The sequence below is a fragment of the Tepidimonas sp. genome (genome assembly GCF_046292505.1).
Taxonomy (GTDB): Bacteria; Pseudomonadota; Gammaproteobacteria; order Burkholderiales; family Burkholderiaceae_C; genus Tepidimonas.
Genome location: NZ_JBKBQX010000011.1, coordinates 1 through 25166 on the forward strand (window position 1 = coordinate 1; position 25166 = coordinate 25166).

Annotated in this window: 19 protein-coding genes and 1 pseudogene; 8 read left to right on the top strand and 12 right to left on the bottom strand. The window is 68.7% G+C overall.

The window, feature by feature from the left end; all coding sequences use genetic code 11:
- Positions 1-116 precede the first annotated feature (116 nt).
- From cas6 to csm6, 9 genes are read right to left on the bottom strand one after another with little or no spacing between them, the layout of a single operon-like run.
- Positions 117-1082, bottom strand: a complete 966-nt coding sequence (gene cas6 / locus ACK4TH_RS06715; protein WP_409624087.1) for a CRISPR system precrRNA processing endoribonuclease RAMP protein Cas6 — start codon at positions 1080-1082, stop codon at positions 117-119.
- A gap of 37 nt (positions 1083-1119) precedes the next feature.
- On the bottom strand, positions 1120-2442 hold the full coding sequence (cmr6, locus tag ACK4TH_RS06720) for a type III-B CRISPR module RAMP protein Cmr6 (RefSeq protein ID WP_409624089.1): 1323 nt from the start codon (positions 2440-2442) through the stop codon (positions 1120-1122).
- Position 2443: 1 nt separating this feature from the next.
- Entirely contained in the window at positions 2444-2860 is a 417-nt protein-coding gene (locus ACK4TH_RS06725; protein ID WP_409624091.1) for a type III-B CRISPR module-associated protein Cmr5, read from the bottom strand.
- Between the two features lies 1 nt (position 2861).
- The gene (cmr4, locus tag ACK4TH_RS06730) at positions 2862-3773 is read right to left on the bottom strand and encodes a type III-B CRISPR module RAMP protein Cmr4 (protein WP_409624093.1); all 912 of its coding nucleotides are present in this window, start codon (positions 3771-3773) and stop codon (positions 2862-2864) included.
- An 11-nt stretch (positions 3774-3784) separates the two neighbouring features.
- Positions 3785-4969: a type III-B CRISPR module-associated Cmr3 family protein gene (locus tag ACK4TH_RS06735; RefSeq protein WP_409624095.1), complete on the bottom strand. Its 1185-nt coding sequence runs from the start codon at positions 4967-4969 to the stop codon at positions 3785-3787.
- Positions 4966-8022: a type III-B CRISPR-associated protein Cas10/Cmr2 gene (cas10, locus tag ACK4TH_RS06740; RefSeq protein ID WP_409624097.1), complete on the bottom strand. Its 3057-nt coding sequence runs from the start codon at positions 8020-8022 to the stop codon at positions 4966-4968. Before cas10 ends, ACK4TH_RS06735 begins: the two co-directional genes overlap by 4 nt.
- A gap of 8 nt (positions 8023-8030) precedes the next feature.
- Positions 8031-9164: an RAMP superfamily CRISPR-associated protein gene (locus ACK4TH_RS06745; RefSeq protein ID WP_409624099.1), complete on the bottom strand. Its 1134-nt coding sequence runs from the start codon at positions 9162-9164 to the stop codon at positions 8031-8033.
- 60 nt (positions 9165-9224) lie between these two features.
- Positions 9225-10436 carry a TIGR02221 family CRISPR-associated protein gene (gene csx2, locus ACK4TH_RS06750; protein WP_409624101.1) on the bottom strand — a complete coding sequence of 404 codons (1212 nt, stop codon included), beginning with the start codon at positions 10434-10436 and terminating at the stop codon, positions 9225-9227.
- 8 nt (positions 10437-10444) lie between these two features.
- Complete coding sequence (gene csm6, locus ACK4TH_RS06755) at positions 10445-11581, bottom strand: CRISPR-associated ring nuclease Csm6 (protein ID WP_409624103.1); 1137 nt, start codon at positions 11579-11581, stop codon at positions 10445-10447.
- A gap of 389 nt (positions 11582-11970) precedes the next feature.
- Between csm6 and ACK4TH_RS06760 the strand changes: the two genes are divergently transcribed.
- Positions 11971-12336 carry an STIV orfB116 family protein gene (locus ACK4TH_RS06760; protein ID WP_409624106.1) on the top strand — a complete coding sequence of 122 codons (366 nt, stop codon included), beginning with the start codon at positions 11971-11973 and terminating at the stop codon, positions 12334-12336.
- A 72-nt stretch (positions 12337-12408) separates the two neighbouring features.
- Positions 12409-12835: pseudogene (locus ACK4TH_RS06765) on the top strand (DDE-type integrase/transposase/recombinase); the annotation flags it as partial.
- Positions 12836-12954: 119 nt separating this feature from the next.
- Here ACK4TH_RS06765 and ACK4TH_RS06770 read toward each other — a convergent pair.
- Positions 12955-14307, bottom strand: a complete 1353-nt coding sequence (locus tag ACK4TH_RS06770) for an RsmB/NOP family class I SAM-dependent RNA methyltransferase (protein WP_409624108.1) — start codon at positions 14305-14307, stop codon at positions 12955-12957.
- A 78-nt stretch (positions 14308-14385) separates the two neighbouring features.
- Between ACK4TH_RS06770 and ACK4TH_RS06775 the strand changes: the two genes are divergently transcribed.
- Positions 14386-16008 (top strand): peptide chain release factor 3, encoded by a 1623-nt coding sequence (locus ACK4TH_RS06775; RefSeq protein WP_409624110.1) that lies wholly within the window; start codon positions 14386-14388, stop codon positions 16006-16008.
- 11 nt (positions 16009-16019) lie between these two features.
- Positions 16020-16604 (top strand): YqaA family protein, encoded by a 585-nt coding sequence (locus tag ACK4TH_RS06780; protein ID WP_409624113.1) that lies wholly within the window; start codon positions 16020-16022, stop codon positions 16602-16604.
- Between the two features lie 50 nt (positions 16605-16654).
- On the opposite strand, the gene purN is transcribed toward ACK4TH_RS06780, so the two are convergent.
- On the bottom strand, positions 16655-17275 hold the full coding sequence (gene purN, locus ACK4TH_RS06785; protein WP_409624116.1) for a phosphoribosylglycinamide formyltransferase: 621 nt from the start codon (positions 17273-17275) through the stop codon (positions 16655-16657).
- 97 nt (positions 17276-17372) lie between these two features.
- Between purN and ACK4TH_RS06790 the strand changes: the two genes are divergently transcribed.
- The 4 genes from ACK4TH_RS06790 (at position 17373) to ACK4TH_RS06805 (ending at position 22942) form a co-directional block, all read left to right on the top strand.
- A complete protein-coding gene (locus ACK4TH_RS06790) occupies positions 17373-18554 on the top strand; it encodes an acyl-CoA dehydrogenase family protein (protein WP_409624119.1) in 1182 nt (393 codons plus the stop codon).
- A 21-nt stretch (positions 18555-18575) separates the two neighbouring features.
- The gene (locus ACK4TH_RS06795) at positions 18576-19688 is read left to right on the top strand and encodes an acyl-CoA dehydrogenase family protein (RefSeq protein ID WP_409624123.1); all 1113 of its coding nucleotides are present in this window, start codon (positions 18576-18578) and stop codon (positions 19686-19688) included.
- 92 nt (positions 19689-19780) lie between these two features.
- On the top strand, positions 19781-21439 hold the full coding sequence (locus tag ACK4TH_RS06800; RefSeq protein ID WP_409624126.1) for a GMC oxidoreductase: 1659 nt from the start codon (positions 19781-19783) through the stop codon (positions 21437-21439).
- Between the two features lie 36 nt (positions 21440-21475).
- Complete coding sequence (locus ACK4TH_RS06805) at positions 21476-22942, top strand: aldehyde dehydrogenase family protein (protein ID WP_409624253.1); 1467 nt, start codon at positions 21476-21478, stop codon at positions 22940-22942.
- Here ACK4TH_RS06805 and ACK4TH_RS06810 read toward each other — a convergent pair.
- The gene (locus tag ACK4TH_RS06810) at positions 22939-25056 is read right to left on the bottom strand and encodes a hypothetical protein (RefSeq protein ID WP_409624129.1); all 2118 of its coding nucleotides are present in this window, start codon (positions 25054-25056) and stop codon (positions 22939-22941) included. The genes ACK4TH_RS06805 and ACK4TH_RS06810 overlap by 4 nt on opposite strands.
- Positions 25057-25166 lie beyond the last annotated feature (110 nt).

The window sequence follows — 25166 nt, forward strand, 5'->3', positions numbered from 1 at the left end:
GTCTTAATCCCTTTGAAATCAGGGCTTGGTTCGGACTGCACCCCGGCAATATCGTTCGGTATGACAAGTACTTACGCGATCGGATGCGGATCTCGGAAGGTCCGCCGGGAGGTTTCTCAGAAGCATGGGACTACCTCGACGGTGTACTGCCCCATGCCCATGGTAGCGTTTTTGCCAAGGTGTAGCCATTGTCCCAGCCATAGCCATGGCCACGCGTGGCTCCACGTTGGTGCATGCAGGGTCCACAGGCCGACCACTCCGCCCAACACCATTTCTTGCCGCTGTCGGCTGGAATAACGCGTCCAGTCACACCAACGCAAGGCTTCCCGCTGATCCTGCATGTGCTCAGCGAGCGTAAGCAGTGCTTGTGCTCCCGTTGAGAGTCGGATCCCGACGTGCAACTCCAGCATCAGGCTGGCTCGGCGCATAGCTGCCAGCAGCAGCGTTCGCACGTTCAGAGCGTCTGGACCCAGTGGTTTGCCTTGATGTTGCAGCCGCAGTGGCGTGGTCACGTTCAGACGTACCGTGGCGCCGTCCGGCGGTGGGGTGGTGATCTTGAGTGACGGGCGGTGAGCGACCACACGATTCGTGTCGGCTGTCCAGACATCGTGAACGGTTTGATCTTGCGCACACCACTGGACCTGCTCGAGTTGCAGCCTGACGCGTTGGGGCCCCAGGCCTTGCCGGAAGGCTAGTTGCCAAGCACTGATCAGCAACGGCAACTGCGCGATCACCGGCTCGCCCGCCAGCACCATGTGAAAGTGCAGGTGCTGCCCTTTGAGCGCAACCCGCGTGCCAAAGGGCGGCGGTTCGACGATGTAGGGGTTGGGAACTTGGCTGAACTGTTGTTCCAGGCTGGTCGGGCGTGGCGGTGTTTCGAAGATCGCGGGGTACAGGCAGCGTCGGTAGAGGGTGCACGATGAACAGCGCTGTCCACCGGTGACACAGACGAGCCGTCGCAACGCCGCACCAAAGACGCCCCGCAGCAGCGAGCCGGCGTAGTCAGGCAGCACAAGATCACGCTCGGACCGCGCGATGAAGCGGTAGCGGGCAATCGGCAACGTCTCCGTCACATCCATCATCAAGACGCTGAGTGGCCTTACGGCGTACGACGGTGATTCAGGAAGGGGTGAGCCATCGGCTTATATCAAGACGTTTACGGGCCTCCTTCCATTCGATCTCAACGGTTTGCACCAGCCACTGCTGCAGCATGGTGGCGAGTTGGTGGCGCTCCTGATCGGTCCAGCCATCACCTTTGGCTTGGCTGACCAGTGCCTGGACTTCGGCGGTAAGAGCTTGGCCCCAGCGTTCTTTGCGACCATGCAGCTGGGCTTGCCGTTGTTGAAACTTCTCTTGCAGGCCAGCGATCTTGCGCTGGTTTTCGCTCAGGGCCGCCAGTTCAGCCTCGCGCCGCGCGCGCGCGGCCGCTTCGGCAGCGGCTGCTTGGGCACGCTGGGTCGCTTCTGGGTCCATCACCATCGCGCCGTAGCCCACCGCGGTCTTGGCGCCGAAGCCCAGCCACTGGAAGGCGTGCTCGAAGGCCGCCCGCAGCAGGCTTTTCCAGCGCGACTCGCCATGCTCGTCCTGCAGCAGGCCCGGCGCCAACCGCCCCAGGCGGGCCGCGTCGCACACAACGTGAAACCGGAAGCTCGACCCGGGCGGCACAGTGACGAAGCTGATGGGGGTAGGCTGACCGCTGTCGTGGGGAGTGGTGCTGCCACCGCTTTTGCGTTCGGGCTTTTGCTGGTAATAGTGCGACTGGTGCGGGGTCATGATCTCCACCAGCAGGCCATCGCCCTGGATTTGCGGGATCACGTCCCAGAAGCTGAGCACGCCGCGCACGTGCTCCGATTCGCCGCGGGCGGGTTCACGGCCGAAGAGTACGTCGATGACCGACAGCGCAACCCGCCGGTTGTCCAGCGTGACGGTGGCGATGGGCTCCTCGCTCCATCCGCGGGTGTCTGCCCACTGGCCACTGGCCAGTTCCTGCGCCGCACGGCGCAGCACGCCTTTGACCCCGCTGCCGGGCAGGTACGGCAGACCGTAGGGGTTGAGGAAGGCAAAACCGTTTTCCAGCGGATGCTCGTTGCCCAGCCCGGTGGTGAAGGGGGAGATGGCCTTGGCCTCGAGGCGCAACACGGTCTCGGTCGGCAAGGTTTGGGCGCAAGCGCCGAGCCGGCAGGACAGTGCCTGCATGAGAGCTTTGTCCCGCGTGCGCAAGGCGCCGCTTTCCTTCAGGGCCGCGGTCTTGTTCTCGATCTTAATCTCCCGCTCCCGCCGCTCCTGTCCCCTCACCTCGTAATCGAGGTCGTGCGTTGTCCACAAGAGCTGCCTGGTGCGTCGGTTGATGCCCCACAGGTTCAGGTACATGCCGAAGCGCAGCGCGGGCGACGCCTCCGTGAAATCATGGCCCAAGTACTTGGGCACGGCAGCCACCGGCATGTCAGTCTCCTTGCATCCGCGCCGCAGCCATTTGCCGCAGCCACTTCAGCCACGCAAACGCCTCTGACGTGAAGGCCTGGAAGTCGCGCGGACCGGCCGTCATGAGCACCTGCATGAAGGCATCAAAGCCCGGGTCGCGATTCGTGCCGAGGAAGCGGCAAGCAAGCCAAGTGCGCAAGTCGGTAGCCACGAGCTCGTAGGCTCCGCCCTTTTCATGGCAAAACGCCAGCACCTGCATCAGTCCGGAATTCATGATCAGGGCGGGCAACCCCTTGGCGATCTTAGCTTGCTCTTTGGTGTAGTGCTGGGCGCGCTGCCAGGCGTCTTGAGCACGACGCTGCTCCAGCGTCATGCGGCTGGCTGTGGCGGCTTGCGTTGTGGCAGACGGTTGCGACTTTTTCAGCGACAGCGTGCTCATCTCAGTGGCCCTCCACGATGCGGGTCACGACCAGCCCCCGCCCGGTGGTGGCATCTCCACCGATCTGCAGGAGCTGGCCATCGAGCACGGCTTTCATTTGCGCCATGACGGCTGCGGCCGCTGTCTCGGCCTCCTTGCCCTTGCCGGTACGCGTCTGGCTGACCATCAGCGGCGCCACCAGCAGCGACTCCGGCGGCAGGTTCTCGGTGTAGAAGAGCCCCCCATCGCTGGCGGTGCCGGTCTCATCATCGATGCGCACGTGCGGCTCCACCAGCGTCGCGTGCTCGGCGAAGTAGGCGAAGTCGGTGTCCGACAGCACCACCAGATCGGTTGCGAGCTTGGCGGCGAAGTAGGCGTAGCCCTCGCCCTGCGGTAGGGCATGCTGCGCCAGCCAGCCGCCGATGGTCTTGAGCGCGGCGTTGTCCTGCCCGCTGGCGGTGTATTCGAAAGCCTCCAGGTGAAGCTTGTCGCCCGACAGCAGCGCCGGGTTCGCCACGAGGCACTCGCCTTCGGCCAGTGTCGGCAGGTCGGGCCAGTGGGGCTTGATGCCGATGAGCGCAAGTAGCCGCTGCGCGCGCGCGATCGCCTGCGGGCTGGTGGCGTAGACGTAGCCGCCGCGCAGGCTGCGCACCGGCAGACACACGGTCTGCGCGTCGCCAAACGAGACGGCGCCGGCGTGAAGCTCGGAGGAGCCCGCGTCGGGACCGAAGAGCCGGTTCAGTTGATCCGTCTCGCCCCCCAGCGCCGCAAATCCGTGGCGCACCGCGCCTTTGATGCCGGAACCGGCGAAGCAGGGGTGCCCGGTGTGGCGCTCGCGCTGGATGGGGTTGTCGATGACGCCGATGGCCTGCCCCGCACCCATGTGCACGGGGCTGACGGCGTAGAGGAACACGGCGGCGTGTTTTTCGAACATGGTGAACTCCCTCAGTAAGCGGCGAATGTAAACCGGTTGAACCCCTCGGCGCGGCGGCTGGCCTCTTCGCAGGGTTCCGACCAAAGTCCTTGCGCCGCAAGCTGGCGCAGCCCGTCGGCGGTCACCCCTTCGTCCAGTTCCAGCCACCAGACGCTGCCGGCGGGCGCGGCGCGCTGGGCGGGCTTGGGCTGCCGTTTGGCCAGATCCCAGCCGGAGACAACCTCGAAGCGCGGCACGGCGGCGGCAACGATCCAGCCCGCAACGCCCGCGAGCGCGAAGCGCACGGCGCCGTCCTCGCGCTTGTCGTGCGGCAGGGCCCCGTTGGGCAGCCAGCCAGCCGCAAAGAGCCCCGGCGTGGTCAGTACCAGACGGCAGCGCCGTGTCTGGGCAAGGGTCTCGTAGTTGGGCTCGGGCAGCGTCTTTTCGACCGCATGGACCGCGGCGGCACGGCCGTCCCCACCCAAGCGCACGCTGCCTGCCTTCGGCGCCCCCGTCCCTTCGACGACAGCCAGGAAGCCGACGTCGTAACCAGCATCAACCGGTTCGATTCGATGTTCGCGTTTGCGCATGGCCACGGCCTGCACCGAGAAGAGCCGCCCTTCGGCGGCACGGCGGGTCGTGGACTCCAGACCCACCCCGACGCGATGATCGAGCGACCACAGGTGGCTGGTTTTGACCAGATCCTTGGCCTCGGGTCGTTTGCCGTTCAGGTAGCGCTGCCAGCCAGCCTCGGTGAGCCAGTAGCCGGAGGCCGGCTTGCCGCGTTCGCGCTCAGCCAGCACCGCGAGACGGGGCAGCGGCGCGGAGCTCTGCACGCCCGCGGGCAGCGCGGTCGGGGCCAGGGCCTTGACGGTGGGCCTGCCCGTGGTGTCCTCGTCGATGACGAGATCGGCGGGGGGCTGGAACAAGGCTTCCACACGCCCGTCGGCATGGCGCCGAGCAAGGTGAAAGGCCGTGACAGCAAAGCAGCCGGGCGCCTCGGGCGTGCCGAGTGCCGGGTGCCGGACTTCGGCGCGGGCAAAGGCGGCCGGATCGATGCCGGCATCCACGAGCATGCGGCTGCGCAAGGCACCCGCAGCCACCGAAGGCCAGGGTGGGACCAGGGATTCACCGTAGCTGCCGGGATCGCCAAAAAGCTTGTTGCCGCGCAGGAACAGGACGTCCAGCGGCTCGAGGAAGACGACGGAGGTGATCATGCGGCTTGCTTCTCCGATTGGATCGTCGACTTCGGCTTGCCCCGGGTTTCGCGGGCGAGAAACTCAGCCACCGATAGGAAATTGGCCAGCCAAGCGCGCGCCTCCCCGCTTTGCTGCAGGGACAAGGCTGTGAGCCGCTGGGCCAGCTGGGGAGCCCGCAGCTTGGTCGCAACGCCGCACTGCCGTGCCAGCTGGTAGGCCAGCAAACTCTCCAGCATTGCCGGCGCCGCTTTCGGGTCTGGCAGGTCGCGCAGCCACTCGAGACTGTGGTAGACCGCCCGACGCGAGGTAGTCTCCTGACGCAGGAAGTCGATCAGGTCGGCCAGCAACGCCAGCGGCTCGCCCCATTTGGCGGTGAGATAGAGCGCCCCGCCGGAGCGTTTGATCACCGCGATCGAGAAGGCATCGCGCCCACCCTCGGTCTTGGCCCGCTTTTCCGCGGCCCGCAGCTCGCGCAACACGGCCGCCAGCGGCGCCTGGTGGTGGGCGATGACGGCCCCCGTCGAGGCGGTGGCGTTCATGCCCATCATGCGCATCAGCCGCCCGCGAAGATAGGCGAATCCGCCCTCGCAGTGGAGCGTGTTCGGGTCTTTGCGCAGATCCCCCCAATCCTTGCTTTCATCCTCCGGCAGCGTGCCCGAATAGGCATGGCGCAGCCGCTGCATGCAGGACAGAAGATCGGCCACGGGCAGCATCGCCAGCACGTCGTCGCCGCCGGCGTAGATCACCCGGCCCAGGTGCTCCTCCTCGACCACGTGGCGCACCACGGTCTGGGAGAAGTCATTGAGCGCGCCGGAGATGGCCAGATGCCGGTTGGGCGAGACGGGGCGCGTTTGCTCGCCATAGCCCCGGATGAGGGGCTGGCGGGCGGCGTGCTGGTCGAAGCCGGCCTGCACCTGCGGATGAAAGCTCTGGCGGTAGGGGATCGAGGTCTTGTCTTCGCCAGAGAGGATGGCGCCCATGCGGTCGCCATCCATCATCAGCATGGCGTAGTAGGTTTCGAGCTTGGCTTCGTCCTGATTCAGTGCCGTGCCCAGGATTTTCTTCAGCAGCCTGGATGCCTCAGCGCAGGCCTCGGCGTCCTTCTTGCCCTCGTCGTCTCGTGCGGCTTCGAGTAACCCCGGCAACCGCTTGGCATTCTCCAGTGCGGGATTTTTCGCATGGCCGCGCGTGAGCTTGCGCGGCAGGGCGACCGGCTCGGCATCCTTGAGAGCTTCGGTCGCTTCTGATGCGGTGTGCCCCCCGCGCTTGAGCCACAGGTCGAGCTGATGGGCCAGCGCCATCGTGTGGGTGGTGACGACGAAGCGATCGACGGCCTTGTTCTTGCCGTCCTGGCCTGACTTGAGCGCCTTGCCCACCTCCTCGGCAAAGACGGTGGGCCACAGTCGCTTGATGGCGGCGAGCGCCCCGAGATGCTCGCCTTCCTTGGCCCAGGCGGGTTTGCGCCCCGCAATGCGCGTCCACAACGTGTCCTTGCGCTGCCCCGGCGGCTGCGCCAGCTGGATCCGGTCGGTGGTCAGCCACTCCACCTCGCCGGAGAGTGAATCGCGCCAGCCTTCCTGCGGTCGTTGCTCGAAAGGGCGCGCCGCCTTGGCCGCGGCCACCACGCGTTCAGCCAGGTCGTAGACCGCCGGATAGAGCACCCCAGGGTTCGGCGCGAAGAAGGTGGTGCCGTCGCCCCAGTCGATGTCCTTGGCCAGCGCTTTCCAAGCCGGGGTGTCGAGAAAGCCGCAGGACTCACCCGGTGACGCACCGAAGAAGGGGGCCATGGCCGCCAACAGGCCGCTGACGTCGAGATCGGTCTGCCTTTCCTCGTTGCGCGCCCGAATCAGCGAGAACGGCACCACCGCCCAGTGCACTTCCGGAAAGCCGGCCAGCTGCTCGCGCAGCTGCTCAAAAGGCGTGGGCGTGGACTGCGGATCATGGCCAGCGACCTCCAGCAGACGCCGCACGATCGTCTCGCCCAGCTCGGCCAGCCACCGGCGCACCGCCTGCGAGGCCTCTTCGGCGATGGCTTGGGCGCGGCTGGCAGGCACCACCGCCACGAAGCGGTTGGGCAGGGCTGCGGAGAACAGCGGGTTGGCGTCGGTGCGGGTCTTGCGCCATTCACAGCCCTCAAACAGAGCATCCGGCAGGCCCATCTGGTCACGCAACCACAGATCGACCTGGGGGATGCCGCGCAGGCGCGGAAACAGGATCGCATCCGGCCCGAACGCTTCGCACACCGGGCGCATCGTCTCCCACGCCAGGCGTGACAGCAGATGCGACCCGGCCCACAAGTCGGAGGTGGAGCGCGCCGCGGCGATGAAGGGCTGCACCGGGCCGATCGAGAGGGCTAGGAGCGCGGCTTCGCCCTGTGGATCGGCGGCAAACGCCCCGGCAAACGCGCTGGTGAGATCCAGGTGGTCCCAGATCGAGTGATCCGGCACGCGGGTGTCGGCCGGCAGCAGCGGCCACAGCGCGCCAAGCTTGCCGTTGTCGTCGGTTTCCAGAAGCTCCGGGCCGAAGCGCCAGCACGCCAGCAGGATCTTGCGCCAGTCCTGGGGCGCATCCCCTTGGGCGCCCAAGGCCACGAGCAGGCGCGAGAAATGCTCGAAGCTGCGCTGCTTGAGGTCCTCGAGCTCGGTGTCGGAAAGGCTGCCCAGATCGAACTGCGCCCCCGTGAGGGGATGGATGAGCACGGGCCTTTGCGCCCAGCGCACCTGCGCCCAATCGGCGATCTTGAGGGTTTTTTCTTCGCCTTGTTGGGTCTTGACCGTGATCTCCTGCATCGGCCACTGCGGCCGGTCGGCCGCCGCGGCCCACCAGTCGGCGCGCTGCACGTGGCGGTAAATCTCACGCGGCAGGCCCTTCTTGAAGAGCACCCGGGAGAGCACCTCGTCATTGTCGGGGTCGATGTGAGCAGGCGGCTGATCCAGTCCCAGGAGGCGCCTGAGGGCACGGCTCGTGCCGTTTTCGTGACCCGCCGGGTCGCGCAGCAAAACGAGAGCCTTTTCCGCCGGATCGTGGATGCGGGCGGCGACCTTGGTTTGCCAGAAAAGATCGTGATGCATGGCGTGGGTCATGACTGGGGACCTTGGATGCGGGTCAGCTTTTGAGCGGGCGCATCGAGAAACGCGTGCACCTGCCTCCAGACGCGCTCGATGGTGGCTCGATCGGGCTGGAAGGCCGGTGGCGGCAGATGGGATACGTGAACGATCACGCCCACGAGCTTGCCCTCAGCAGTCTTACGCACCTTGAAGCGCAGCTGGTTGGGCAGGCGGGCGTTGTTTCCCCACGGCTGAACCGAGTGGTTGGTCACCGGGTAAGAGAGCCAGTGTCTCGCCTCCGGATTGGGCGCGTTTTTTCCGCTGGTGAAGCGGAATTGGGTTCGCAGCCCGATCTTGATGATGGCCAGCGTCTTCATCAGGGACTTCCAATCATCATGGGGTACGGTCTGCCAGATGAGCGGACCTTTCTCGTCTTGGCCAAGGGCATGGGGCCAGTCGAGCTTGAGGCAGTCGCGCCAGGGGCGCAACGGCAGGTCGCCTTCAAGCTGCGGCGTGCCGTTGATGGGCTCCAGCGCATACGAGCCCCAGCCATTGCGGCTGCGCCCCCCCACCGTGCCGAATTGGTGCATGAGCCACAAAGCGCGTTCGATCCGCTCGGCGTGCGCCTGAGGCACGGTCAGCGACAGCGTCGCGGTTTCGCCGTTCTGGATGGCGGCGTTGTTCTTGAGGACGGTTGCGTATTCGGGCCGCTGCGCTGCGCGCTGAACCTTTTCGACGACGAGAGGACCGTAGCCAAGATACAGCTTGGGGCCAATTGATCCGACTTCAGGATGGCTGACTCCCTCTTTATGCCTGTCGAGCTCCTGTCTGCCCCAGGATTGCGGGGTTTCGTTGCCCAAATCCCACCGCTCCAGCCGCAGCCGCACAAGGCTCTTGCGAAAATCGTTTTCCAGCCACGCATTGCCGAACAGCAACCCCTCCTCCCGGCGCATGACGTCAACGCTTCCGGCAAAGCCGTGGTCGGCGGCCCACACCATGCGCCACCACTGGCGCAGCTGGGCTTTGAACGGTGGCGTGCGCCAGCGGCCGCTTTGCTGCGCATCTCCGAGGAAGGCCGGGGTGAGGAACGTCAGCTGATACGCACAGGTTCTCATCGGTCCAGCAGCGTTTTTCGGTCGGGCGGCGGTGACGGTCATCTCGGTCATGGGCGTACCTTATCCGTGAAGGTCGGGCAGCGGTGGGCTCGCAAGCTTGCGGCTTGATCCTCACGCGGCGGTGTTGGTCAGGCGGTTGAGCGTGGCCTCCAGCTCGCGGCGCAGGCGCTCGGGGTTCTGCATCAGCTGCGCATGCGGCCGATAGGTCGGGCGCGAGGCGTGTGCCAGCGCGTTGCGCACGTTGTTGAGCAGCCAATAGGCGCTGCGTTTCCAGTCGGCGTGCTCGCCTTCGCGCAGCGCTTGCTGGAACTGCGCCGCGGCGCGCTCGCGCGCCTGGTAGTCGAGCGGATCGCCCCCAGCGGCGGTCACTTCCCGCACCAGAAAGCTCTCCAGCCCGAGCACCGCCGCACGCAGCACGTCCTGGCGCTGCAGCGCCTGCAGGGCCAGCAAGCGCAGCTGCTCGTGCAGCGCCTCGGCCTGTGCCCAGCGCAACATCTTGGCCAGCTGGGCACGGTAGAGCTCGGAGGCCCCGTGGAGCGGCTCGGCCAGCGCCCGCACCACCGGCCGCAGCACGCGTGCCGCATCGGCCACGTTCATCGCACTCAGCAGCTGCCAGCCGCGGCTGAGTGCCTGCACGTGCTCATCGGCCAGTCCATCGCGCGCCAGCAGCGGCGCCATGCGCCCGAAGTCGCCGCTGGCCTCGCAGGCGCTCAGCGCTTCGGCCCACTCCTGCAGGTGCGACAGGCCCGACAGTTCCACCACCGGGGTGATGCCCCCCTCGGTCATGTCCAGCGCGCCGTAATAGATCGCCTCGACGCTTACGCCACGGGCATGAGCCAGGTAGCGCGCCGCGCTCAGGCCCAGCATCGCCAGGTGGCGAAAGCCATGGGTGACGTCCAGCACCGCGCGCTCGCCTCGGGCAAGTCGGTCCGCCAGACGCTGCAGCAGCGCCTGCTGGTCGGCAAAGTCTGCGGCGTAAGGAATCAGCAGCGCGGCCACCGGGCGGCCCAGGCGCCGCTCCAACGCCGGGCGCAGCGCCTCCAGCAGCGGCTCGGTGACGGCACCGGCGCGCACCGCCTCCATCAGATCCAGGCGCAGCGCCTCGTCGGCATCGTCTCCAACGGTGGTCTCCACCAGCAGATCCCACATGCTGGAGGGCGTGCCCAGCAGCAAGATGCGGTCAACCTGCAGATGGTCGGCTAGCGCCAGGCCGAAATACGCGGTTTGACATTCACCGCCGTCGGAGAATCGGTAGCGCGCCGTGCGGTAACCTTGCCGGTTGTCGAGCTGGCTTTTGCCAAGGAAGGAGATCAGGGTCGCCATGAGGGGCCTCAGCGCAGGGTGATGCAGGACGGGTCCAGACCGAAGCGGTATTCGCTTCCGCCGCGCGGCCCCCAGCGCCGCAGCAGGTAGGGCTGGGCGCGGCCTTCGCCCAGCGTGGTCTCGAAGGCGCGCTTGATGCGGGAGCGGCGCTCATCGAAGAAGCTCATCAGCAGGCCACGATCCTTGTTGAGCCGGCTGTGGGTGCGGGTGTCGGTGTCGGAGGGGTCGCTGCCAAGCCGCGCATACTCGGCCAGGTACTCCTCGGCATCGACCCTGGCCTCGGCTTGGTTGAGCCGGCGGTGGCGCTGCAGCGGCCTGCCCTCCAGGTGGCGCTGCAGCGCCCAGGCCAGGAATGCCAGGTCAGCCCGCTCCAGACGCACGGGCACTCCGCCCGCCAGCACCAGGCGCTGCTGCCGGTCCAGCAGCAGCGCCGGGGTGACGCTGGCTTGCACGGCCCGCACGGACTCGGCAAACGCGATGTCGGCGCGCTCGCGCATGTCGGGCGGCAGCGCCGAGCGCAAGCGCACGAACGGGATGTCGCCCAGCCAGACGCGCGCCTGCGCGGCGTCGAGCACTTCATTGGCACTGCCCGGGCGTCGGATGACCTGCGACTGCGGCGTGGGGTAGAAGAACTCCGGCGAGGATTCGTAGGGGCTGCTGACGAGCACGTGGCTGAGTCGGTCCTGCGGTCGACCGTAGAGGCTCATCGCATGGCCGAGGAAAAACCCCATCGTCTTGCGCCCGCCCGCGATGCTGGCGTGCACGGCGCTGTCGGGATCCTGCGTGAGCCGGCGCACCCAGCCGGCGATGGTGTCGGCGGCGATGCGGTTGTCGTCGTCGTCGCGGATGTCATCCAGCGCGCTGCCATCCGCGCGCTCGATCAGGTGAATGAAGCTTTCGTCGAATTGGATCGCGGGCAGCTCGTAGTCTTGCCGCAGCCGATGAAACCAGCCACTGACCGGGTGCAGCAGTTGCAACCGGGCGTTGTCCGCGCCGCGGGTCGTGGTGATCAGATGAATCTCGGTGGGAATCCAGCGGCTTGCCGCATCAGCCCCCACCGCCAGTGCGTACAGCGTCTCCGTGACGACTTGCGGGCTGAGGCCGGTGACGACCAACAAGATGCGACGCAGAGGGATGCCGGACATGAGCCATGCTCGCAATATGACCGCTTAGGCATCCGCGGATTGCGGGGCCTGTGTGTGACATGACTGCGAGTATGCCACGTTACTCCCCCAAGTCTGCGCCCCCACAAGCTTGTCGTTGCTGACGCCAGCAGGTCACTGCCGTTGGCCCTCCATGAGGGACTCGTCAGCCGCCGATGAGTTGACGTAACCTATTGATTTTCTTGTATAGATCACGCAATACGGGACTTGAGTGCCTCCCTGGGCCACGCAAAGGTTGTGAGTCGTCGCCGGCGGACTGGCTTGCGGCAAGATAAGGGCACACTTCGCGCGAAGGAACACCCTGCGTCTACGACGTCCTCCGAACGGCATGTCCCCTTACGCGTTGTCACAGCCGCATAACCTTTTGCCAGATGACTCACGGTGACTTTTCTCATCAGCAGTTTTCAAGACCCACGCCGCGCCGCTGGCTCATCAACAGCCCCATACTCACAGCGTGGGGCTTGTGGCGTTTGGACGGCCCACTGACCTTGGACGAAGCTCGAAAATGGATCGCACAAGGGTTTGAGTCGGCTATCGGACATACCGGCACAGCGGAACTGCTCAGCGAGTTGCTGGCCTGCGAAGTGCCGGTGCGCCGTATCACGATCACCATGCAACCGGGTGACGAGGCTTTGGTCGTGCGCATGCTGCAACGTTTACCTGAAGGTCAAGTGCTGAGTGCCTCCGAGCTGCGGCGAACTCCCCACGAGTTCGGCTTGTTGCGCCGTATCGAATGATCGGGGACGCGCGGTCGACCCTCCCAACTGCAGGCACGAACAAGAGGTCGACACGGTTGATCTTGCTCCTGCAAGGATGCCCTGCCCATCGCATGCTGGCGCCGTTGTCCGCCGCCAGGGCTGATCTTCCATGGCGACCGGGGCAGCCCATACTGCAGTCATGAGTTCCAGCAGGCCATGCGGGACTGGGACCTGCGTTCATCGATGAGCCGCAAGGGCAACTGCTGGAAAAACGAGCGCAGCGAGTTTCGCCAAAACGAGCGCAGCGAGTTTCGCCAAAACGAGCGTACAACGCGCCGATCGAGAGCTTCTGTGGGCGGCTGATAGCCGCCAGCGTGCACGGGCGCAAGTTTGCTACCCCCCAGCAGGCTCGGCAGGCGGTGCTGGACTGGTGGGTGGCTTACTACCACCACCGCCGGCTGCATTTGCCGCTGTGCGAGCTCAGCCCGATGGATTCAAGCGACCCCGGCCCGAGGCACAGCGCAACAATGCCGCTTGAGCCGGGGGTTAAGAACTCCACGAAACAGGGGCAAGGTCAGTAGCGCTTGGCGGTTTCCACCAGAGCTGCTGAAATCTCGCCGCGGATGATGATCGGCGGCCTCGGCCAAGACAGCCGCTTCACCCTCGCCGCTGCCACGCCACGGCAAAAAAACCGTCCGTGCCGTGGCGGTGCGGCCACAGGCGCAGTGCGCCGCCTTCCACCACGGATGCCGGGTCGTCCACGCGGACATCTGCCAGCAGAGCCTCGGCGTCCAGCCGTACGAAGTCGCCGCGCACAGCGGTGGTGAAGGCGTCGGCCACGGCCTCGTTCTCCTCCGCCAACAGGCTGCAGGTGGCGTAGACCAGTCGACCGCCGGGCCGAACGAGTGCCGCCGCGGCAGCCAGAATGCGCTGCTGCAGGGAGGCCAATTCGGCGACGGTGGCGGGGGTGTGGCGCCACATCAGTTCCGGATGGCGCCGCAGGGTGCCCAGTCCGCTGCAAGGCGCGTCCACCAGCACGCGGTCGATCTTGCCGGCCAGGCGTTGCAGACGCTCGTCGCGCTCGTGCACGACGGCCATGGGGTGCACCTGGGTCAGCCCGGCCCGCCGGGCGCGGGCCGGCAGGGCCTCTAGGCGGCGGGCCACGGTGTCGAAGGCGTACAGGCGGCCGGTGTCGCGCATATCCGCCCCCAGGGCCAGGGTTTTGCCGCCGCCACCGGCGCAGAAGTCGGCCACGGTTTCGCCACGCCGGGCGCCAACCAGCGCCGCAATCAGTTGCGAGCCTTCGTCCTGGACTTCGATGGCGCCACGGGCGTGAGCTTCCAGCCCCTGCAGGGGCACGCGGCTGGGTAAGCGAATGCCCCAGGGCGCGTGGGGCGTGGCTTCGGCAGGCAAACCCGCCGCCTGCAGCTCCGCCAGCACGGCGGGGCGCTTGGCCCGCAGCGCATTGACGCGCAGGTCCAGCGGAGCGGGACGGCGCAGGGCCGCGGCCAGGGCGTCGATCTCGGACCCGACGGCGCTGCGCAGGCGCTCGATCAGCCAGTCGGGCAGACCCAGGCGTACTGTGTCCGGGACAGGCGACAGGTCCACCGCGCGAGCGCGCGCTTGCCAGTCGCCGACTTCGGCAGCGGCGGACGCATCGGCCTCGGCCAACACCGGTAGGGCCGCAGCGGGCCAGGCCAGCCGGATGACGCTGTCGCACCAGCCGGGTTGGGTACGGCAGCGCGCCACGTCCAGCGGCGCAGCGCCCTGCCCCTGCAAAGCAGTGGTCACCGCATGCCAGCGCGGCAAATCGCGCAGCGCGGCGTAGAGGGCGTCGCCCACGGCTTGGCGCAGGCGCGGGCCGACCCGCTGGGGGCCGCGAAAGGCGTCGGCGAGCAGCGCATCGGGCGGTTGCTGAAAGCGCAGCGTCTCCTGCAACAACCGGGTGGCCAAGGCCAGGGGCGCCACCGTGGCGGAACGGCGTGCTGTCGGACGGGGGGAACGGGACATGGAGCGATTGTCGCCGACGGCCCGCGGGCACGGGGCGCGGGCACGGAGCGCTCCGGGGCTGCGGGATAATCGCGCCCCATGCCAGACCTCGCCTCCGAGGTGCGCCGCCGGCGCACCTTCGCCATCATCTCGCACCCCGACGCGGGTAAGACCACGCTGACCGAAAAGCTGCTGCTGTTTTCGGGTGCCATTCACATCGCCGGCAGCGTCAAGGCGCGCAAGGCCGCGCGCCACGCCACCAGCGACTGGATGGAGATCGAAAAGCAGCGCGGCATCTCGGTGGCCAGCTCGGTGATGCAGATGGAGTACCGCGACTGCGTCATCAACCTGCTGGACACGCCGGGCCACCAGGACTTCAGCGAGGACACCTACCGCGTGCTCACCGCCGTGGACGCGGCGCTGATGGTGATCGACGCCGGCAACGGCGTGGAGCCGCAGACGCGGCGGCTGCTGCAGGTCTGCCGCGCGCGCAACACGCCGATCCTGACCTTCATCAACAAGATGGACCGCGAGGTCAAGGCGCCGCTGGATCTGCTGGACGAGATCGAGCGCGAGCTGGGCATGACGGTGGTGCCGTTCACCTGGCCGGTCGGCATGGGCAAGCTGTTCCACGGCGTATGGGACCGCCGCGCCGAGCAGATGCGCGTCTTCGCCCCCGGGGAGGATCGCCGCGGCGGCGACGAGGAGATCCTGGCCGGGCGCGACAACCCGGCCATCGCGCAGCGCTTCGGCGCCGAGTGGCAGCAGGCGCAGGAGGAGCTGGAACTGGTCGAAGGCGCCACCCCGCCGTTCGACCATGCGGCGTTTCTGGCCGGCACGCAGACACCGATGTTCTTCGGCTCGGCGATCAACAACTTCGGCGTCAAGGAGGTGCTGGACGCGCTGGTCGATCTGGCCCCGCCGCCCGGCCCGAAGCCGGCGCTGCAGCGCACCGTGGCGCCGACGGAGCCGAAATTCAGCGGCGTGGTGTTCAAGATCCAGGCCAACATGGACCCGGCGCACCGCGACCGCGTGGCCTTCGTGCGCGTGGCCAGCGGCCGCTTCGAGCGCGGAATGAGGCTGCGCATCACCCGCACCGGCAAGGAGTTCAAGCCCAACACGGTGGTGTCGTTCCTTTCGCAGCGGCGCGAACTGCTGGAGGAAGCCTACGCCGGCGACATCATCGGCATCCCGAACCACGGGCTGCTGCAACTGGGCGACACCCTCACGGAAGGCGAGGCGTTGCAGTTCACCGGGCTGCCGTTCTTCGCGCCGGAGATCATCCGCAGCGTCGAGGTGGCCGACCCGCTGCGCACCAAGCAGCTGCGCGCCGGCCTGCAGCAGCTCGGCGAGGAAGGCGCGATCCAGGTCTTCCGGCCGATGGCGGGCTCGGTGCTGCTGCTGGGGGCGGTGGGGCAGCTGCAGTTCGAGGTGGTGCAGCACCGGCTGGAGACCGAGTACGGCGTCAAGGCGCGCATCGCGCCAAGCCCCTACCATGTGGTGCGCTGGGTCACCTGCCCGCCGGAAAACGGCGGCGAGGCGGAACTCAAACGCTTCATCGACGCCAACCTGCACCGCATGGCGTGGGACGCGGTGGAGGCGCCGGCCATCCTGCTCGACCACGCCGCCACGCTGCGCGCGGTGGAAGGCAACTGGCCCAAGATCCGCTTCCACGCGATGCGCGAACACGCGGGGCTGGTGTTCCATTCGGCCGCCGCCTGAGGGCCGCCGCGATGAGGCTGTTGGCCCCGCTCTACGACCGCGCGCTGCAATGGGCGCGCCACCCGCGCGCGCCGCGCTACCTGGGGGCGCTGAGCTTTGCCGAGTCGGCGTTCTTTCCGGTGCCGCCGGACGTGATGCTGGCGCCGATGGCGCTGGCCCAGCCGCAGCGCGCTTGGTCGCTGGCGTGGCTGACCACCTGGACCTCGGTGCTGGGCGGGCTGGCCGGGTATCTCATCGGCTGGCTGGCGTTCGCGGCGATCGAGCCATGGCTGCGCGCCAGCAGCCACTGGCCAGCCTACCAGCAGGCGGTGGCGTGGTTCGACGCCTGGGGCGCGTGGGCGGTGTTCGTCGCCGGCTTCTCGCCGATCCCCTACAAGGTGTTCACCATCGCCGCCGGGGCGCTGGCGATGCCGCTGCTGCCGTTTGCGCTGGCCTCGCTCGTCGGGCGGGGGGCGCGCTTCTTTCTGGTGGCCGCGCTGATGCGCTGGGGCGGCGCGCGCATGGAGCCGCTGCTGCGCCGCCACATCGACCGCATCGGCTGGGCGGTGGTGGCGCTGGTGGTGGTTGGCGGGGTGGTCTGGTACGCCGCACGCTGACACCGCGGCCGGCTGGCGTCGGGACGTCTACCGACGCGCCAGCCGCGGGCTCAGCCGGCCATCTCGCGCAGCCAGCGCTCGATGGCGCGCGGGTAGATCAGGTGCTCCTGCGTCAGCACGCGCGCGGCCAGCGTCTCGGGCGTGTCGCCGGGCAGGATCGGCACCACCGCCTGCTCCAGGATCGGGCCGTGGTCCAGCTCCGCCGTCACTAGGTGCACGGTGGCGCCGGCGAAGCGGCAACCCGCCTCGAGGGCGCGCTGGTGCGTGTGCAGCCCCGGAAAGGCCGGCAGCAGCGACGGGTGGATGTTGAGCAGCCGCCCGGCGAAGCGCTCCACAAAGCCGGGCGTGAGGATGCGCATGAAGCCAGCCAGCGCCACGAGTGCGCGCCCGTCGGGGTCGAAGCGCCTGATCGCCTGCGCGAGCGCGGCGTCGAACGCCTCGCGGCTGGGGTAGGCCTTGTGGTCCACCACCGCGGTCGGCAGGCCCTGCGCTTGCGCCCAGGCCAGCCCCTTGGCGTCCGGCCGGTTGCTGATGACCGCGGCGACGAACGCGCCATGGCGCTCACGCCAGCGCTGCGCCTGCGCCGCGCGCACGATGGCCTGCATGTTGCTGCCGGTGCCGGAAATCAGGATCACCAGCGGGCGGGGGGTCGGTCGGGGGGCATCGCTCATGGCCCGGCAGTGTAGCGGCTGGCGCTGTCGCGCCCCCGACAGCGCAAAACCGAACGACCGTGCATAAACAAGGCTTCGACCGACGAGGAGACGATGCATGGATCTGGCATTCACGCCCGAGGAACTGGCCTTTCGCGACGAGGTGCGGGCCTGGATCGCGGCGCACCTGGCCCCCGAGCTGGCCGCCAAGGTGCACGCGGGCCTGCGCCTGAGCAAAGACGACATTCAGGGGTGGGCACGCATCCTGGGCCGCCAGGGCTGGCTGGCCTACCGCTGGCCTGTGTCATTCGGCGGGCCCGGCTGGACGCCGGTGCAGCAGCACCTGTTCGACGAGGCCCTGGCCGAAGCGGGCGCCCCCCCGATCCTGCCCTTCGGCCCGGTGATGGTGGCGCCCGTCATCATGGCGTTTGGCACACCGGAGCAGCACCGGCGCTTTCTGCCCGGCATCGCCAGCGGCGAGGTCTGGTGGTGCCAGGGCTACAGCGAACCGGGATCGGGCTCGGACCTGGCCAGCCTGCGCACCCGCGCCGAGCGCGACGGCGACCACTACATCGTCAACGGGCAAAAAACCTGGACCACGCTGGGCCAGCACGCCGACTGGATTTTCTGTCTGGTGCGCACCGGCACCGAGGGCAAGCCACAGACGGGCATCAGCTTTCTGCTCATCGACATGAAGTCGCCCGGCATCACCGTGCGGCCCATCCGACTGCTCGACGGTGAGTACGAGGTCAACGAGGTCTGGTTCGACAACGTGCGCGTGCCGGCCGACAACCTGATCGGCGAGGAGAACAAGGGCTGGACCTACGCCAAGTACCTGCTGTCGCACGAACGCGCCAACATCGCCGACGTCAACCGCGCCAAGCGCGAGCTCAAGCGCCTCAAGCGCCTGGCGCAGGCCGAGGGTGTGTGGGACGACGCGCGCCTGCGCGATCAGATCGCGCTGCTGGAAGTGGACATCGTCGCGCTGGAGATGCTGGTGCTGCGGGTGCTCGCGGCCGAAAAGAGTGGCAAGCCCGCGCTGGACATCGCCGCGCTGCTCAAGATCCGCGGCAGCGAGATCCAGCAGCGCACCACCGAACTCATGATGCTGGTGGCCGGCCCGATGGCCTTGCCCTACCTGGAGCACGCCCTGGAGGGGCGCGCCGCGGCCTCCACTATGGGGGGCGACCCCGCGCTGGCCCCCCTGGCGCCGCGCTACTTCAACATGCGCAAGACCACCATCTACGGCGGCAGCAACGAGGTGCAGCGCAACATCGTCGCCCAGACGCTGCTGGGCTGATCCCCGATCCCGGAGACCGTCATGGATTTCGATTTCACCGACGAGCAGATCCAGCTGCGCGATGCCGTGCAACGCTGGGCCGACAAAGGCTATGACTTCGAGCGCCGTCGCCGTATCGTCGCGGCGGGGGGCTTCGACGCCGATGCTTGGCGCGAGCTGGCCGATCTGGGCCTGACCGGACTGACTGTGCCCGAGGTACACGGGGGGCTGGGCCTGGGCCCGGTGGAGGCCATGATCGTCATGGAAGCGCTGGGCCACGGCCTGGTGATGGAACCGCTGGCGCAGACGCTGCTGGCCGCCGCCGTACTCCAGCACCATGCCGACGCCGCGCTGCAGACCGACTGGCTGCCGCGCCTGGCGGCGGGCGACCGGATGGTGCTGGCGCACACGGAGCGGCGGAGCCGACACCGGCTGGACCACTGCACCACCACCGCCACCGTCGATGGGGCGGGCTGGCGACTGGCGGGCACCAAGCATGTGGTGCCGGCGGGCGACCGCGCCGACGCCTGGCTGGTGCCCGCGCGGCTGGACGGTGCGCTGGCGCTGTTTTGCGTGGAACGGGGCGCCCCCGGGGCAACCACCATCGGCTACACCACCCAGGACGGCAGCCGGGCTGCGGATCTGGTGCTGGACGGCGCGCCGGCCCGGCTGGTCAGCCGCGACGGCGACACCGCGCTGGCCTGGGCCGTGGACGTGGGCCTTGCGCTGGCCTGCGCGCAAGCCGTGGGCGTGATGGACCGCACGCTCGCCCTGACGCTGGAGTACCTGAACACGCGCAAGCAATTCGGTGTGCCGATCGGCAGCTTCCAGGCGCTGCGCCACCGCGCAGCCGACATGAAGATGGAGCTGGAGCTGGCGCGCAGCATGAGCTACTACGCCACCCTCAAGCTCGGCGAGCCCGCCCCGCAACGCCGTCAGGCGCTGGCACGGGCCAAGGTGCAACTCGGGCGATCGATGCGCTTCGTGGGCCAGCAGGCGGTGCAATTGCACGGCGGCATCGGCGTCACGGACGAATACGTCGTCAGCCACTGCTTCAAAACGTTGACGCAACTGGAGCTGACCTTCGGCGACACACTGCACCATCTGGGCGAAGTCGCCGCCCGCATGACGGACGACGCCGGCGTGGCGGTGTAGCTCGAGCATCCGTCGCCCGAGCGACAAAGCTCTGGTCCCGACCGGGTATTCCCGATACCCAGGCCGGTGTGCACGGATGACGATCCCGGGCGATGAACGCACCGACCTACGACACCGATTTTTTGGTCATCGGCTCCGGCTTCGGCGGCAGCGTCGCGGCGCTGCGGCTGGCCCAGCGGGGTTATCGGGTCACCGTGCTCGAGCAAGGCCGCCGTTGGCCGGCCGAGCACTTACCCGACAGCAATTGGGACTTTGCCCGCTGGCTGTGGCGCCCAGAATTGGGCTGGCGCGGCTTTTTCGGGTTGCGTGTCTTCCGGCATGTGGTCGTTCTGCATGGCAACGCCGTGGGAGGTGGCTCGATCACCTACGCGAATACCCTGCTCGTGCCGTCCGAGCGCGTGTGGCACGCGGGAACATGGGCTGGCCTGGACGACTGGGCGCGGATCATGCCCGCACACTATGCCCAGGCCGAGCGCATGCTTGGCGTCACCGTCAACCGCCGCCCGGCAGAAGCGGATGCCCGTTTGCGCGAGATGGCCGCTGTCGCTGGTCTGGGTGACAGTTGGCATTTGACCCGCGTGGGCGTGTTCTTTGGAGATGAGGGGGATCCCGGAGGACGCGACTACCCCGACCCGTACTTTGGCGGCGAGGGGCCGGCCCGGCAATCCTGCACCGGCTGCGGCGGCTGCATGATGGGGTGCCGCATCGGGGCCAAAAATACGTTGGACCGCAATTACCTGCATCTGGCACAGCGACGGGGCGCAGTCGTGCGCGCACAAACCCGGGTGACCCGCATCGTCCCACTGCCATCGCCAGACGGCAGCCCAGATACGAGCGGGCGACACGGCTACGCCGTGCTGGCGGTCACCGACGCTGACGGGCGTGCCCGCCCCCTGCAAATGCGCGCTCGCGCCGTGGTATGCGCCGCTGGCTCGTTGGGAACACAAGCCTTGCTGATGGAGGCCCGGCGCCGCGGCGATCTGCCCCACCTGTCCACCGCCCTCGGACGGCATGTCCGCACCAATGCCGAATCGCTGATCGGCGTACGCTGGCCGGGATGCGCAGAGGACCTGTCCCGCGGCGTCGCCATCGGATCGGCATTCCAGCTGGACGAACACACCACCGTGGAGGCCACACGCTACCCCGCCGGCTCCGACGCGATGGCCCTGCTGTCCACCGTGATGGGGGGCGATGGATCCCGCCTGGGGTGGGTGGGCGCCCTGCTGCGCGGGCTCGCGACCGCACCGCGCGCCACCGTGCGGCTGCTGGGGCCGCGCAACTGGGCGCGCGAATCGATGATCCTGCTGTGCATGCAGACACTGGACGGGACGTTGACCCTCCGATGGCAACGGCCCTGGTGGTGGCCCTTCGCGCACCGGCTGCGCAGCCACGGTCCGCCCTTGCCGCACCGCATCCCCCAGGCGGAGCGTTTCGCCCAACTGGCCGCGGCCGCCACCGGAGGCACTGTCATGGCTTCGCTGCCGGAAGTGTTGTTCCACATCCCGATGACAGCCCACTGCCTGGGCGGCGCGGTGATGGCCGCCTCGCCCCGGGACGGGGTTTGCGACCATCGACAGCGGGCATTCGGTCAGCACAACCTCTACATCGTCGACGGCTCGGTCATCGCGGCCAATCTGGGGGTCAATCCCAGCCTCACCATCGCCGCGCTGGCGGAGCGCGCCATGCAACACATTCCGCCACCGGACGCCCAACGGTGGGATGCCGCGGGCGAGGCCATCGAGGCACACTGAACGCCAGGACACCGCCCCTCGCCCACTGTCATGACCATGTACGCCCCTGGTCCCGATTTTGCCGCTCTGCCCCCCGATGATCGGGCCACCGCCCTGAGTGACCAGCTCGGGCGCATGCGCCGCGCCTTTGCCCGGCGCGCGCCGGCCCCCGCGGCCCAGCGCCGCGCCGCCTTGTCGCGGCTGCTGGAGGTGGTGCTGGCCCACGAGGCCGACTGGGTGCGGGCGATCGATGCGGACTTTGGCCGGCGCAGCGCGACCGAAACCCGGCTGCTGGAGCTGGCCCCGCTGGCCGACGAGATCCGCCACCTGCGCCGGCACCTCGAACGCTGGATGCAGCCGCGGCGCGTGCCGGTCAACCCGCTGTTCTGGCCGGCACGCGCGCGCATCGTGCCGCAGCCCCTGGGCGTCGTGGGCATCATCGGCGCGTGGAACTACCCGCTGCAACTGACGCTCTCGCCACTGGCCAATGCGCTGGCCGCCGGCAACCATGTGCTGCTCAAACCGTCGGAGCTGGCCCCGCAGACGGCCGAATGCCTGCGGCGCGTGCTGGCCGAGGCGTTTTCTGCGGAGGAGGTGTGCGTCGTCACCGGTGGCGCCGATGTGGCGGCGGCCGTGGCGGGGCTACCGCTCGACCATGTGCTGTTCACCGGCTCCACGCGCGTCGGGCGGCTGGTCATGCAAGCCGCTGCCGCACAGCTCACCCCCGTGACGCTGGAGCTGGGCGGCAAATCCCCGGCCATCGTGGGCCCGGGTGCCGATCTGGCGCAGGCGGCCGACCGCATCGCCACCGCGAAGGGCTGGAACGCCGGGCAAACCTGCATCGCGCCGGACTATTGTCTGGTGCCACGTGCCCAGCAGGCCGACTTCGTCGCCGCCCTGCGCGAGAGTGTGCGGCGGCGCTGGCCGCTGGGAGAGGCGGACCCGGACTACACCGCGCTCATTTCCACCGCCGCCTGGGCACGCATGCAACGGCTGGCGGAAGAAGCCGCGGCGGGCGGTGCCACGCTGGTGCCGCTCATGGACCGCGCCCGGGATGCCGCGCCCACCGGCGCGCGCTGCATGGGGCCGGTCGCCGTGCTGGACCCGCCGGTCGACTGTGCGCTGATGCGCGAGGAGATCTTCGGCCCACTGCTGCCCATCGTCCCCTACGACGGCGGGGTGGAGTCGGCCATGGCCGCGGTCAACGCCGGACCGCGCCCGCTGGCGCTGTACCTGTTCGAGCGCGACGGCCGCACCATCGAGCGCGTGTTGCACGGCACGGTCAGCGGCGGCGTGACGGTCAACGACTGCATGCTGCACCAACCCCAGCACGGCCTGCCGTTTGGCGGCATCGGGCCCAGCGGCATGGGGGCCTACCACGGCCGACATGGGTTCGACCGTTTCTCGCACCTGAAAGGGGTGTATCTGCAGCATCCGCTGGTGGGCACGGTCTTCGACCGCTGGGTGCGGCCGCCCTACGGTGCCTTCAGCGCGCGGCTGCTGCGCTGGATGCTGCGGCGCTAGGGCTTCACACCCCCCACCAGCCGGCGCGCCACCCCCACACGCCCACGGCCAAGGCCGCCAGCAGCGGCACCAGCCAGCGCCAGGGCGACGGCGCGTCGGCATCGGGATCGGCCCCGCCGCGCTGCGCCCCGGGGGGCAGCGTCGCCAGCGCGGTCAGCCGCACGCCAAAGGGAATACTGATGCGGGCACGAATGTTCACGGCCCAGCCGTTGGCGTCCAGCAGCGGACCGATGTTGCGCTGCCGCAGCTTCAGCCACGCCAGCAGCACCGACGGCCCCGAGATCAACACCATCAACCCCAGCACGACGAGCGGCATCTGCCACCACGCCAGTTGCACGAAGCCCGTGACCACGGCCGCCAGCGCCGTGCCGATGGCCCCGAGCGCCAGGCCGATGGCGGCAAAGATACCGGCAAAGCGCGCAATGTCGAAGGCCTGCTGCCCGGCTGGCTTGGCCTGCGGCCGCTTGGGCCTGAACCGCCTGCTCGCGCGCCGCGGCAAATTTGCGCACCTGCTCGCCGATCAGCCGCGCGATGCGTTTGTAGGGGGCCCAAAAGGCCTCGCGCACGCTGATCGGGTTTTCCACGACGCGCACGACGCGCGCGCTCCAGTCCCGTCCCTGGCGATCGACGAACACCCCATTGCGGCCTGGGACCATGAAGTCCGGCGCATCGCCGGCGGTCAGGGCGGCGACGATGGTCATGGTTGGCTCACCGGCGCGTTCGCACTGGCAGTACAGCAGATACAGACCGCTGTAGGCGGCAAGCTGCGCATGCGCTGCCGCATCGGCCACGGGCAGGCACAGCCGGCATTCGCGCTGGTCGATGAAAAGCGTGCCAGCCTGGAACGCGGCCGGCTGCGCCCCACCGTAAAAGTCCGCGAAGTTGACGACGTTGCGCAGCAAGACGCCCAGATCGCGGCGCCACCACAGCAGGCGCTGCAGCGCATCCAGGCGGTCCGCCAGCGCCGCGGCCTCGCGGTCGCGTGCCATCAGCGCCCGCAGCCGCGCGGGCACATCGGTGCTGCACCACCGGACCAGCGCATCGGCATCCCAGTCGGCAACCGGTGTGTCCGGGCGCGCCGCCGCCCACGCGCGCCAGGCGCCCAGGCGCTCGCACAGCCGCGCCCAGTCGTCGGGCTCCAGGGTGTCGCGCTCGCCCAGCAGTGGGGCGACGGCCTGCTCGCGCAACGTGGCGATGGCCGCCACCCACGCGGGGTTGATGCCGTCGCGCAGCGGCAGTATGGCCGACGGCTGCACATGGGCCAACGGCAAGGCGGCGAGTTCGGGCCGATCCGGACTGAGCGGCTGATTGGCCAAGGCCTGCACCTGCTCGGGCGTCCAATCGAGTGCGACAGCGGCACGGGGGTCGAAAGCGGCCAACCGACAACGGGTGAAGTGATCGTCCACCTTGGCCGCCACGGCATCCACCGCGTGCAGCGCCGCGGCCATCGCCTGCGCGTCGCCGGGCGGCCGGGCCGCCTGCCACGCCAGCACCGCGACCACGTCGGCCTCGCATGCGGCCAGCGCATCGGCGTCGATGCCCGGCTGGCCACTGCGGTCGGGCGTCGCCCCGCGCGCAGCAGCGACCCGTTCGACCCATTCCGCCAGCCCCGCGTCCTGCGCACGGGCCAGATCGGCCGGCACGACCCCATCCCCATTCGGCAATGCCGGCGGGAACACCTGTGCCGGGTCCGCCATGTCCGACGCCTGCAGCGCCTCGGCGCCCGGGCGGCCGACACGCGCCAGCAGTTCGCGCGCGGCGGCCTGCAGCGCCACTCCCTCTTCGTCGTCGGTCAGGGCGGCCAGCGGCAAGGCATCGCCGGGCGCGAAAATGAGCGCGGGATCGCGCAGCCGCTGGCACACCCAGCGCACGGCATCGCGCAGCTCGGGCAGCCGCACGCGGCCGTCGCCGTCGCTGTCGAGCGCCGCCAGCGTCTGCGGCGCAATCGCCAGCCCTGCGGTGGGGCAGGCCAGCGCCGCCCACAGCTTGGGGTCCAGCTCCGCCAGGGCCCACAGGACGGCGGCATGGTCCAGCCGCACCTGCTCCACCCCGCCGGCGCGGAAGAAGCGCCAGCGGTGGGCGTCTGCGGCAGCGGTGGCACGGGGGTCCGACATGGGGGGCTCCCTCGCGGCGGATGGGGTTGGTCATCAGGACGACGCGGTGGAGCCATCGTAACCGGCTTTTCCCCACCATCGCGGCGCTGGCGAACGGTGGCGGGGACACC